Annotated in this window: 10 protein-coding genes and 1 pseudogene; 7 read left to right on the top strand and 4 right to left on the bottom strand. The window is 69.3% G+C overall.

The features are described from left to right. Positions 1 to 112: 112 nt before the first annotated feature. The 3 genes from ABZ656_RS51515 to ABZ656_RS51505 all read right to left on the bottom strand — a co-directional run bounded on the left by ABZ656_RS51515 (position 113) and on the right by ABZ656_RS51505 (position 3,560). On the bottom strand, positions 113 to 418 hold the full coding sequence (locus tag ABZ656_RS51515; RefSeq protein WP_101404549.1) for an FmdB family zinc ribbon protein: 306 nt from the start codon (positions 416 to 418) through the stop codon (positions 113 to 115). 68 nt (positions 419 to 486) lie between these two features. Continuing rightward, positions 487 to 1,749, bottom strand: coding sequence for an MFS transporter (locus tag ABZ656_RS51510; protein WP_360278765.1), 1,263 nt, complete (start codon positions 1,747 to 1,749; stop codon positions 487 to 489). Between the two features lie 263 nt (positions 1,750 to 2,012). After that, entirely contained in the window at positions 2,013 to 3,560 is a 1,548-nt protein-coding gene (locus tag ABZ656_RS51505; RefSeq protein ID WP_360278762.1) for a potassium/proton antiporter, read from the bottom strand. Positions 3,561 to 3,873: 313 nt separating this feature from the next. On the opposite strand from ABZ656_RS51505, the gene ABZ656_RS51500 reads away from it, so the two are divergent. Next, positions 3,874 to 6,639, top strand: a complete 2,766-nt coding sequence (locus ABZ656_RS51500; protein WP_360278759.1) for a penicillin acylase family protein — start codon at positions 3,874 to 3,876, stop codon at positions 6,637 to 6,639. A gap of 90 nt (positions 6,640 to 6,729) precedes the next feature. On the opposite strand, the gene ABZ656_RS51495 is transcribed toward ABZ656_RS51500, so the two are convergent. After that, entirely contained in the window at positions 6,730 to 7,344 is a 615-nt protein-coding gene (locus tag ABZ656_RS51495) for a 5-formyltetrahydrofolate cyclo-ligase (RefSeq protein ID WP_180362461.1), read from the bottom strand. 93 nt (positions 7,345 to 7,437) lie between these two features. Here ABZ656_RS51495 and galU point away from each other — a divergent pair, with 93 nt between their 5' ends. From galU to ABZ656_RS51465, 6 genes and pseudogenes are all read left to right on the top strand, one after another. After that, positions 7,438 to 8,340, top strand: a complete 903-nt coding sequence (galU, locus tag ABZ656_RS51490) for a UTP--glucose-1-phosphate uridylyltransferase GalU (RefSeq protein ID WP_101404554.1) — start codon at positions 7,438 to 7,440, stop codon at positions 8,338 to 8,340. A 4-nt stretch (positions 8,341 to 8,344) separates the two neighbouring features. After that, positions 8,345 to 9,667 (top strand): gephyrin-like molybdotransferase Glp, encoded by a 1,323-nt coding sequence (gene glp, locus ABZ656_RS51485; protein ID WP_101404555.1) that lies wholly within the window; start codon positions 8,345 to 8,347, stop codon positions 9,665 to 9,667. A 61-nt stretch (positions 9,668 to 9,728) separates the two neighbouring features. Next, entirely contained in the window at positions 9,729 to 10,208 is a 480-nt protein-coding gene (moaC, locus tag ABZ656_RS51480) for a cyclic pyranopterin monophosphate synthase MoaC (protein WP_101404556.1), read from the top strand. Continuing rightward, positions 10,205 to 10,717, top strand: coding sequence for a MogA/MoaB family molybdenum cofactor biosynthesis protein (locus ABZ656_RS51475; protein ID WP_360278754.1), 513 nt, complete (start codon positions 10,205 to 10,207; stop codon positions 10,715 to 10,717). The genes moaC and ABZ656_RS51475 overlap by 4 nt, the downstream gene beginning before the upstream one ends. Before the next feature lie 26 nt (positions 10,718 to 10,743). Next, on the top strand, positions 10,744 to 11,367 hold the full coding sequence (locus tag ABZ656_RS51470) for a GNAT family protein (RefSeq protein ID WP_248002953.1): 624 nt from the start codon (positions 10,744 to 10,746) through the stop codon (positions 11,365 to 11,367). A gap of 177 nt (positions 11,368 to 11,544) precedes the next feature. Next, positions 11,545 to 11,844: pseudogene (locus ABZ656_RS51465) on the top strand (hypothetical protein); the annotation flags it as partial. Positions 11,845 to 12,255: the final 411 nt, after the last annotated feature.

Raw genomic sequence — 12,255 nt, 5'->3', positions numbered from 1 at the left:
ATCGCCGCCAGGTTAAACGGGGGGGGCTGCGTCCCCGCCGGCGGGGGGCCCTGCCCCCAAACCCGGGGGGCACCCCAGCTTTCTACGCCGCGGGGGTCCCCGGCAGAAAGTCCTACGCGGCCGAGCTGCTGCTCGACGAGCCGCTGCCCGACGACTTCGAGTCGGACGAGGACGACGAGGTCGTCGACGGCGAGGGCGAGGAGGTCGACGGCTTGGACGCCGGCGAGCTGCTCGACGACGAGCCACGGCTGTCGTTGCGGTAGAAGCCGGAGCCCTTGAAGACAATGCCGACGGCCGAGAACACCTTCTTCAGGCGTCCACCGCAGTTGGGGCACTCGGTCAGGGCATCGTCGGTGAACTTCTGCACCGCCTCGAGGCCCTCGCCACACTCGGTGCACTGGTACTGGTAGGTCGGCACTTGTCTTCCTCCTGGCACTCTCACTCAATGAGTGCTAACGACGATCCATACTGACGTATTCCGCGAGATCAGTCCACTGTCACCGGCACTCGGTGACCGACGCCACGTGCGACGGTGCGTCCGGAGGGCCGCGTGGCCAGCCGTGAGCGCAGGGCCAGCAGGGTCGCCAGCGCCAGTGCCGTACCGGCCATCGGCACCAGGAACCCGGCACCGTTCCACAGGTCGTCCTCCAGCTGTCCGGCGACCGTGACGGCCGCCGCCTGGCCGAGCGCGACGGCGCCGGTCAGCCAGGTGAAGGCCTCGGTGCGGGCGCCCGCCGGGACCAGGCCCTCGACCAGCGTGTAGCCGGTGATCAAGGACGGAGCGATGCACATGCCGACCAGGAGGCCGATCGCGGCGAGCACGACCACGGAGTGCGCGGCCCACAGTCCGCACGCGGCGAGCGCCAGGGCGGCGTAGCCGATGACGAGCCGCCGCTGCGGGGCCACCTTCCAGGCGATGGCTCCGCAGACGACGCCGGAGAGCATGTTGCCCGCGGCGAAGACGCCGTACAGGACGCCGTTCAGACCGGGCTCGCCGATCGACTCGCTGAACGCGGCGAGCGAGACCTGCATACCGCCGAAGACGGAGCCGATGCCCAGGAAGGTCACGATCAGCACGCGCACTCCGGGGACCCGCAGCGCGGAACCGTGCTCCACGCGCGTGTGCCCGGCGGCCGCGACAGCGGGCTGGGTGCTCTTCTGCGCGGCGAAGAGGAGACCGCCGATCAGGGTCAGCCCGGCCTCGGTCAGCAGGCCCGCGGCCGGGTGCACGGCGGTGCACAGCGCCGTGGCGAGCAGCGGGCCGAACACGAAGGTCAGCTCGTCCGTGACGGACTCGAAGGCTGCCGCGGTGGTCATCAGGGGCGAGTCCTGGAGCTTCACGCCCCAGCGGGCGCGCACCATGGGTCCGACCTGGGGCACCGAGGCGCCGGTCGGCACGGCGGCGAGGAAAAGGGCCCACAAGGGGGCGTCCGTCAGCGCCAGCGCCGTCAGGGAGAGGCCTGCCAGGGCGTGCACCAGGACGCCGGGCAGCAGGACGGCCCGCTGGCCGTGGCGGTCGGCGAGACGGCCGGTGAAGGGTGCGAACAGCGCCATGGAGACGCCGGTGACGGCGGCGACGGCGCCGGCGGCTCCGTACGAGCCGGTGGTGTGCTGGACGAGGAGTACGAGGGAGAGCGTCAGCATGGCGAAGGGCTGACGTGCGGCGAAGCCGGGGAGCAGGAACGTCCAGGCGCCGCGGGTGCGCAGCAGCTGTCCATATCCGGGGCGGGAGGTGACCGTGGATGCCACGGCCCGTGCCTTTCTGCCGCCTGGTAGCGCGCCCGTGCGGGGGGCGCCGAGAGCTGTCCTCTTGCGCGGAACTGCGGTAGATGCCGCGCCGCCCACTGCGAGGGCGTCACGACCGCCATACGGTCGCGCCAGCTCTGCTTCAGGCAGAGTTGGTTCGATCAAGGTGTGCCTTCATCGTACAGGGGCGAGTGCTGCGGTGCCTGTGAAAGTGAGCACCATGGCGGTGTTCGCCTGCGAATGCACATCGCCCCTTAATGTCCCGTTTACTGTCCGGAATGTCGGGAGTGTGGTCCGGCGCCGTTGCCCGCGAGGCCCAGCCAGCCCGCCAGCTTGCCGCCCTGGCCCACCGCGCGCAGCCGTCGCTCGGCCGCGTCCCGGACCGGGTCGGTGGCCACCACGAGCAGCTCGTCGCCGCGGCGCAGGACGGTCGTGGGCAGCGGCACGAAGGACGTCCCTTCGCGTACGACGAGGGTGACGGCGGCCCCCGAGGGCATGCGCAGCTCGGCCACCTCCACGCCGTGCATGCGGGAGCCCTTCGGGATCGCGACGGACAGCAGATGGCCGCGCAGCCGCTCCAGGGGTGCCGATTCGATCCCGAGGTCGGCGGCGCCCTCGGACTCGCCCAGTCGCAGCTTCCGGGCCAGCCAGGGCAGCGTGGGGCCCTGGATGAGGGTGTAGGCGACGACCAGGACGAAGACGATGTTGAAGATCCGGCGGCTCTCCGCGATGCCGCTCACCATCGGGATGGTCGCCAGGATGATGGGTACGGCGCCGCGCAGGCCCGCCCAGGACAGCAGCGTCTGCTCCTGCCACGGAATGCGGAAGGGCAGCAGGCTGACCACGACGCTCAGGGGGCGCGCCACCATGGTGAGCACCAGGCCGATGACGAGGGCCGGCATGATGTCGTCGCCCATCTCGTGCGGGGTGACCAGCAGGCCGAGCAGGACGAACATGCCGATCTGGGCGATCCAGCCGAGGCCTTCGGCGAAGCCTCGGGTGGCGGGCCAGTGCGGCAGTTTGGCGTTGCCGAGCATCATCGCCGCGAGGTAGACGGCGAGGAAGCCGCTGCCGTGCGCGAGCGCGCCGGCCGCGTAGGCGGTGACCGCGATCGCCATCACGGCGATCGGGTAGAGGCCGGAGGCGGGCAGCGCCACGTGCCGCAGCCCCCAGGAGCCGAGCCAGCCCACCGCGAGGCCGATGGCCGCGCCGATGGCCAGTTCCAGGGTTATCTCGCCCAGCAGCACGTACCAGTGCTCCACGGGGCCCGCCGTGCAGAACGCGACGACGAGGATGACCACCGGGGCGTCGTTGAAGCCGGACTCGGCCTCCAGGATGCCCGTCACGCGCGCGGGCAGGGGTACTTTCCGCAGTACCGAGAAGACGGCCGCCGCGTCCGTCGAGGACACCACCGCGCCGATGATGAGCGCCTGCCGCCATTCCAGGCCGATCAGGTAGTGGGCGGCCGCGGCCGTCACTCCGACGCTCACCGCGATGCCGACCAGTGCCAGCGAGGTGGCCGCGGGCAGCGCCGGCTTGATTTCCTTCCACTTCGTGCCGAGGCCGCCCTCGGCCAGGATCACGACCAGGGCCGCGTATCCGATGACCTGGGTCAGTTCGGCGTTGCTGAAGTGGACGTTGCCGACCCCGTCCTGGCCCATGGCGACGCCGATGCCGAGGTAGACGAGCAGGCTGGGGAGCCCGCTGCGCGAAGAGATACGAACCGCTGCCACCGCGACGAGCAGAACGAGCGAGCAGACGAGCAGGAGCTGGTTGAGGTGGTGGACAGTCAGCGGCTGTTCCCTTCTCGCCAATCCGGGCACTGGATTCGAACGTGTGGATGTGAACACGTCGATTCGATGTGATCGCGTCGGGGCCGACGCGTGGAATCGATGTGATCGCGTGGATCCGGGCACGTCGATCCGGACACCCGAAGTCGGTACATGAGTCCAAGTACTTCGTTACCTTACCTAACTCTTGACGCTTTCTTGACGCTCGAGGGGCCGAGATCGAACGCTCGTCCGTCCTGTACCCGACTCCGCGTCAAGGCGCGTCGGGCCCTGCGCCTATGGTTGCTCCAGCACTCCAGGACCGCCTGCCGCTCGCGTTAGGACAGCAAGGACAGCGATGCCCCCGAACACCACCGCCTCTTCCGGCCAGAAGCCGGGCAAGTCCGGCAGGAAGAAGGGGCGCAAGGCCCGACTGGTCCTGATCGTCCTGGTTCTGGCCCTCTTCGGAGGCGTTGCCTATGGCGGTTACTGGGGGGTCAGTACCGTCCGCGCCTCCTTCCCGCAGACCAAGGGCTCCCTCACGCTCGACGGGCTGTCGGGTCCCGTGGACGTCAAGCGGGACGGCAACGGGATCCCGCAGATCTATGCCTCGTCCGACGAGGACCTGTTCATGGCGCAGGGCTACGTCCAGGCGCAGGACCGGTTCTACGAGATGGACGTACGCCGTCACATGACCTCGGGCCGGCTGTCCGAGATGTTCGGCTCGAGCCAGGTCAAGAACGACGAGTTCCTGCGCACGATGGGCTGGGACCGGGTCGCCAAGGAGGAGTACGACACGAAGCTGTCGCCCTCCACGAAGAAGTACCTCCAGGCGTACGCCAAGGGAGTCAATGCCTACCTGAAGGGCAAGGACGGCAAGGACATCTCTCTGGAGTACGCGGCCCTTGGTTTCACCAACGACTACAAGCCCCAGGAGTGGACCCCGGTCGACTCGGTCGCGTGGCTGAAGGCGATGGCCTGGGACCTGCGCGGCAACATGCAGGAAGAGATCGACCGCTCCCTGATGACCAGCCGCCTGGGCCCGAAGCAGATCGCCGACCTGTACCCGGAGTACCCGTACAGCCGGAACAAGACGATCACCCAGGAGGGCCAGTACGACAGCGTCACGGGGTCGTACGTCCAGGGCAGCAGCACGACGTCGGGCAGCGGGACGCAGTCCACGTCGGGCACCGGCCTCGCGGGGAACGCCACCGCGCCCAATGGCCTGCAGAGCCAGCTCTCCAAGCTCTACAACGTGCTCGACAACGTGCCCACCGCCGTCGGTGTGAACGGCAACGGCATCGGCTCGAACTCCTGGGTCGTCGCGGGCAAGTACACGATCACCAACAAGCCGCTGCTGGCCAACGACCCGCACCTGTCGGCCTCGCTGCCCTCGGTCTGGTACCAGATGGGCCTGCACTGCACGAGCGTCTCCAGCAAGTGCCAGTACGACGTCTCCGGCTACACCTTCGCGGGCATGCCCGGCGTGGTCATCGGCCACAACCAGGACATCGCCTGGGGCATGACCAACTCCGGGGTCGACGTCACCGACCTCTACCTGGAGAAGATCACCGGCGAGGGCTACGAGTACGACGGCAAGGTGCTGCCCTTCACGACCCGCAAGGAAACGATCAAGGTCGCGGGCGGCGCGAACAAGACGATCGTCGTCCGGGAGACCAAGGACGGGATGCCGCTGCTCTCCGACCGCGACGACGAACTGGTCAAGGTCGGCAAGAAGGCCACCGTCGACAGCGGGGCGCCCGACCGCGGCGACGGCTACGCCATCGCGCTGCGCTGGACCGCCCTGGACCCGGGCAACTCCATGGACGCCGTCTTCCAGCTGGACAAGGCGTCGAACTGGTCCGAGTTCCGCAAGGCGGCCGCGTCCTTCGACGTGCCCTCGCAGAACCTGATCTACGCCGACACCAACGACAACATCGGCTACCAGCTGCCCGGCAAGATCCCGACCCGGTCGAAGGGCGACGACGGCTCGCTCCCGTCGCCCGGCTGGGACTCCAAGTACACGTGGACCGGCTACATCAAGCAGTCCGAGCTGCCCTACGAGTACAACCCGAAGCGCGGCTACATCGTGACCGCCAACCAGGCGGTCGTCGACAAGGACAAGTACCCCTACACGCTCACCACGGACTGGGGTTACGGAACGCGCAGCCAGCGGATCACCGATCTCATCGAGGCGAAGATCAAGGGCGGCGGCAAGATCTCGACCGATGACATGCGTCAGATGCAGCTCGACGACAGCAGTGAGATCGCCAAGCTGATCGTGCCCAAGCTGCTCAAGATCGACGTCGCCGACAAGAACGTCCGCGACGCGCAGAAGCTCCTGGAGGGCTGGGACTACACCCAGGACGCCGACTCCGCGGCGGCCGCGTACTTCAACGCGACCTGGCGCAACATCCTCAAGCTCGCCTTCGGCAACAAGCTGCCCAAGGAGCTGCGGGTCAAGGGCCAGTGCCTGAACGTCGCCCCGGTCGACACCACCGGTCCCGCGGACGAGAACCAGACCGTACGCGAGTGCGGTCAGCGTGAGGCGGACCAGGCGCAGCCGGACGGCGGGGACCGCTGGTTCGAGGTGGTCCGCAAGATCATCGACGACCAGAACAACGACTGGTGGAAGGCGCCCAAGACGCGCCTCGACGATGCGGCCGACAACCGCGACCAGCTGTTCGCGCGGGCCATGAAGGACGCCCGCTGGGAGCTGACCGCCAAGCTCGGCAAGGACATGGACACCTGGAGCTGGGGCCGGCTGCACCGCCTGTTCCTGAAGAACCAGACCATGGGCACCGACGGTCCGGGCGTCCTGCAGTACATGCTCAACCGCGGCCCCTGGAAGCTCAGCGGCGGCGAGGCCACGGTCAACGCGACCGGCTGGAACGCCGCGGGCGGCTACGGAGTGGTCTGGGTGCCGTCCATGCGGATGGTGGTCAACCTCGACGACTTCGACAAGTCGAAGTGGATCAACCTCTCCGGCGCCTCCGGGCACGCCTACAGCGCCCACTACACCGACCAGACGGACAAGTGGGCCAAGGGCGAACTGCTGCCGTGGTCCTTCTCGGACACGGCGGTCGACAAGAGCACGAGCGACACCCTGGTGCTCAAGCCGTGAGCCACCGACGGCGTCCGTGAGTCACTGACGGCGGTAGGTGAAAGGGCCCTCCACGCACGCGTGGAGGGCCCTTTCACCAACCCGGGCCCGTCAGCCGAAGCGACGCACCCCCGAAGGCGTCACCACCGCGTGGACGGGACGGTCGTGAGGTTCCGCCGGGACGTGCTCGACGACCTCCGCGTCGTACAGCAGCACCACCAGCGCGGGATCGGCCCCAGCGCGCTCCAGGCGGGCCAGTACGCGGTCGTACGAGCCGCCGCCGCGACCCAGACGCATTCCGCGCCGGTCCACGGCCAGGCCGGGCAGCAGGACGGCGTCGGCGTCCTGGACGGCCTCGGGACCGAGCCGCTCGCCCGCCGGCTCCAAGAGGGCCATCCTGCCGCCGTGTTGGACACGCTCCAGGGAGTCCTCTCCGGCGTACGCGCCCCAGTCCAGGTCGTTGTCCGCCATCAGGACCGGCAGCAGCACGCGCACCCCGCGCTCGTGGAGCGCGTCCAGGAGTGCGAGGGTGCCCGGCTCGCTCCCCACGGAGACGTACGCCGCCACCGTGCGCGCGTGCGCCAGCTCCGGCAGCTCCAGCGCCCGCAGGGCCAGGGTCCCGGCCGCTTCCCGCAGGTCGTAGGGTGTCAACCTGCTTCTCACCGCGAGGAATCCTCGCCGCAACATTCGCTTGTCAGGCTCTGCCGCACGTCCCACGTGGCTCACAGCTCACTCCGTACCGTTCCTTATGTGCTCATATGAGAGCTATTTAACGGGACCAACAGATTGCGCTCATAGCCACCGGATATGGTTACGCGCATGACTGAGTCGCACCCCAGGATCAGCAAGGCTGTCATCCCCGCAGCAGGCCTCGGCACCCGGTTCCTGCCGGCCACCAAGGCCACTCCCAAGGAGATGCTGCCGGTCGTCGACAAGCCGGCGATCCAGTACGTGGTCGAAGAGGCCGTGTCGGCGGGTCTCGACGACGTCCTGATGATCACCGGCCGTAACAAGCGCCCCCTCGAGGACCACTTCGACCGCAATTATGAGCTGGAGTCCGCCCTTCAGAAGAAGGGTGACGCCGACCGGCTCGCCAAGGTCCAGGAGTCCAGCGACCTGGCCACCATGCACTACGTGCGCCAGGGCGACCCCAAGGGCCTCGGCCACGCCGTCCTGTGTGCGGCTCCGCACGTCGGCCACGAGCCCTTCGCCGTGCTCCTCGGCGACGACCTGATCGACCCCCGCGACCCCCTCCTCGCCCGCATGGTCGAGGTCCAGGAGCAGCACGGCGGCAGCGTCATCGCGCTCATGGAGGTCGCGCCCGAGCAGATCCACCTCTACGGGTGCGCGGCCGTCGAGACCACCGCGGAGGGCGACCTCGTCAAGGTGACGGGCCTGGTCGAGAAGCCGGACCCGGCGGACGCGCCCAGCAACTACGCGATCATCGGGCGTTATGTCCTCGACCCGCACATCTTCGACATACTCCGCAAGACCGAGCCGGGCCGCGGCGGCGAGATCCAGCTCACCGACGCCCTCCAGCAGCTCGCGCAGGACGAGAAGGTCGGCGGCCCCGTGCACGGCGTCGTCTTCAAGGGCCGCCGCTATGACACCGGCGACCGCGGCGACTATCTGCGTGCCATTGTCAGGCTCGCGTGCGAACGTGAGGACCTGGGCCCGGACTTCCGGACCTGGCTTCGCAGTTACGTAGCCGAGGAGATGTAGGAATTTGAGCAGCGCCGCGACCCGTGTCACCGGCCAGGACCATCTCTGGTCGGTGACCGAGCACCTGGAGGACATCCTCGCGACCGTTCGCCCTCTGGAACCCATCGAGCTGCAACTCCTCGACGCCCAGGGCTGTGTCCTGGTCGAGGACGTCACGGTGCCGGTCTCCCTGCCGCCGTTCGACAACAGCTCGATGGACGGGTACGCGGTCCGGGTCGCCGATGTCGCGGGCGCGAGCGAGGAGTATCCGGCGGTCCTCACGGTCGTCGGCGACGTCGCGGCCGGCCAGGGCGAGCAGCTCCATGTGGGCCCCGGTGAGGCAGCCCGCATCATGACCGGCGCCCCGCTGCCGCCCGGCGCCGAGGCCGTCGTCCCGGTGGAGTGGACCGACGGCGGCCTGGGGGAGGGTCCCGTCTCCGGGATGCGCGCCCGCAGCGCGGCCCCCGAGGGCGCCTCCGGCCAGGTGCGCGTCCACCGCCCGGCAGAGGCACGCGCGCATGTGCGCGCGAAGGGCAGCGACGTGAAGGCGGGGGACCGCGCCCTCGAGGCCGGCACGATCCTCGGCCCGCCGCAGATCGGCCTGCTCGCCGCGATCGGCCGCGGCACCGTACGCGTGCGCCCGCGCCCGCGTGTGGTCGTCCTGTCCACCGGCAGCGAACTCGTCCAGCCCGACGAGCCGTTGGGCGCCGGCCAGATCTACGACTCCAACAGCTTCGCCCTGTGTGCCGCCGCCCGCGACGCCGGGGCCATCGCCTACCGGGTGGGCGCGGTCGCCGACGACGCCGAGACGCTCCGCGCGACCATCGAGGACCAGCTCATCCGCGCGGACCTGCTGGTCACCACGGGCGGCGTGAGCGTAGGCGCGTACGACGTCGTCAAGGAGGCCCTGTCCTCGGTGGGCGACGAGGACGAGGAGGGCAGCGGTATCGACTTCCGCAAGCTCGCCATGCAGCCCGGCAAGCCCCAGGGCTTCGGCACGATCGGCCCCGAGCACACCCCGCTGCTCGCGCTCCCCGGCAACCCCGTCTCTTCGTACGTCTCCTTCGAGTTGTTCGTCCGCCCCGCGATCCGCACGCTGTCGGGCCTGGACGACATCCACCGCCCCACCACCAGGGCGACCCTGGAGACGGGCAAGGCGCTGACCTCGCCGGACGGCCGTCGGCAGTTCCTGCGCGGGAGGTACGCCGACGGCAAGGTGACCCCGGTCGGCGGCGCCGGATCCCACCTGGTCGCGGCCCTCGCCCAGGCCGACGCGCTGATCGTCGTCCCCGAGGACGTCACCTCGGTCGAGCCCGGCACCGAGGTCGAAGTGGTCCTGCTCGGCTGAGTGCCCCGAGTGGCGGTACCGTGTCGCGCACAAGAGGCCCGACCGGGAGCGCCGCGCAGACATGAGTACGCATGACCGACTGACCCACATCGACGAGGCGGGCGCCGCCCGCATGGTCGACGTCTCCGGGAAGGACGTGACCGCGCGCACCGCCCGCGCCAGCGGTCGTGTCCTGGTCTCGCCCCGTGTGATCGAACTGCTGCGTGGTGAGGGCGTCCCCAAGGGCGACGCCCTGGCCACCGCGCGCATCGCGGGCATCATGGGCGCCAAGCGCACCCCGGATCTGATCCCGCTCTGTCACCCGTTGTCGGTCTCGGGTGTCAAGCTTGATCTGTCGGTCGCGGACGACGCCGTCGAGATCCTCGCCACCGTGAAGACGACCGACCGTACGGGCGTCGAGATGGAGGCCCTCACCGCGGTCAGCGTGGCGGCCCTCACCGTGATCGACATGGTCAAGGCGGTCGACAAGGGGGCGGTCATCACGGACGTACGGGTGGAAGAGAAGACGGGCGGAAAGTCGGGCGACTGGAGCCGGGCATGACGGCACCGTCATACCGCGCGCTCGTGGTCACGGCCTCGAACAGAGCCGCCGCGGGGGTCTACGAGGACAAGGGCGGCCCCTTGATCGCCGAGGGGCTCACGGCGTACGGCTTCGAGGTCGACGGCCCCCGGGTGGTGCCGGACGGCGACCCCGTGGAAGCGGCACTGCGCGCGGGTGTCGACGGCGGGTACGACGTGATCGTGACCACCGGCGGGACCGGGATCTCGCCCACCGACCGGACGCCCGAGGCGACCCGGCGCGTGCTCGATCACGAGGTGCCGGGCATTCCCGAGGCCATCAGGGCGTTCGGGAGAGAGAAGGTGCCCACGGCGGCGCTGTCCCGGGGGCTCGCCGGAGTCGCGGGACGGACGCTGATCGTCAACCTGCCGGGTTCCACCGGCGGGGTGAAGGACGGCCTGGCCGTTCTGGAGCCCCTTCTGATCCACGCCGTCGACCAGATCCGCGGCGGCGACCACCCCAGACCCAGCGGCAGTGGGGGTGCGAGCTGAACAGCCCATCCTGGCCCGTCGAGCTGGTGGACGGCGATGTCGTCCTGCGGCCGATAAAGGTGCGCGACCAGCGGGCCTGGCGCGAGGTGAACCGGCGCAACCGGGACTGGCTGCGGCCCTGGGAGGCGACGATTCCGCCGCCCACGCCCAGCGGTCCGATAGCGCACCGGCCGACCTACCGCCAGATGGTCCGGCATCTGCGTGCCGAGGCCAACGCGGGCCGGATGCTGCCCTTCGTCATCGAGTACCAGGGCCGTCTGGTCGGGCAGCTGACCGTCGCCGGGATCACCTGGGGATCGATGTGCTCCGGGCACATCGGCTACTGGGTGGACCAGTCGGTGGCGGGGCGCGGAGTGATGCCGACGGCCGTGGCGCTGGTGACCGACCACTGCTTCCGCACGGTCGGACTGCACCGCATCGAAGTCTGCATTCGCCCGGAGAACGGGCCGAGCCGCCGGGTCGTGGAGAAACTCGGATTCCGCGAGGAAGGGCTCCGGCCGCGTTATCTCCACATCGACGGGGCCTGGCGGGACCATCTCGTCTTCGCGCTCACCGCGGAAGAGGTGCCGGAGGGGTTGCTGGGGCGTTGGCGGCGGGCACGATCGATGCAGGCCCGTTCGGAGAACCAGAGCAAGCCCGGCACTCAGTAAATGAAATGTGTGTTCGAAATTGATCGGTGCGTGATCGGCTCGGGGCATTAAATTCGCGCTCCCTGCGGCCTGCTGATCGCATCGGTCACAAAAAAAGCTCGAAATATCAGCCGGATCGTGCGACACACCGGCCGAATTGGCAGATGGCCTCATGCAAACCCCTCTACCGTGTGAGGCGTGAGCAGCAGCGGCCTCATCTACGCAGTCATCGTCGGGGCCTGGGCCGCCTACTTGGTGCCGATGTGGCTCCGTAGGCAGGACGAGCTGAACGAAGCCCGTCCGACGGAACGCTTCAGCACCGCCATCCGGCTGCTGTCCGGACGGGCGGGAATGGAGCGCCGGTACGCCAAGGACCTGCGGGCGCGCTCCGCCGAAGAGGGGGAGCCCAGCGCCGATCCGGACGCCGTCACCGACTCGGTGGACGTCCGGGCCTTCGCCATGCCTCCGGTCCGGCAGCAGACCAAGGCCCAACTCCCGCCGCCCGCCCAGCCCGAACCGCAGCAGGCGCCACAGGCCGCCGCCCGGCAGGGTGCCCCACAGGGCTCCTCGGCGGCCGGCCGGGCGGTGCCGCAGCAGTCGGCCCAACCCGCGCCGAAGTCGTCGGCGCCGGGGTCCGGTTCGGCGTCGTCGTCGGGTTCGGCGTCGGATTCGAGTTCGGGATCGGGTGCGGAATCGGATTCGGCCAACTCCGGGGCCTCCAGGATCGCCGGACCTGACCTCTTGCCATTGACCGGCGACCAACATATGGTCGTACGAACGTAAGGCATACGGACGTAATATAAATCCAGGGGAGTACGTGATGGCGGCAACTCGACCGGTGGCTACGGCCGAGGGCTCGCCTTCACCAAAGAAGGGGGGCTGACGGCGAAGATCCCGAAGGCGGTGTCG

This window comes from Streptomyces sp. NPDC007095, from assembly GCF_040634475.1.
GTDB lineage: Bacteria > Actinomycetota > Actinomycetes > Streptomycetales > Streptomycetaceae > Streptomyces.
This window is presented reverse-complemented; position numbering and strand designations above follow the sequence as displayed.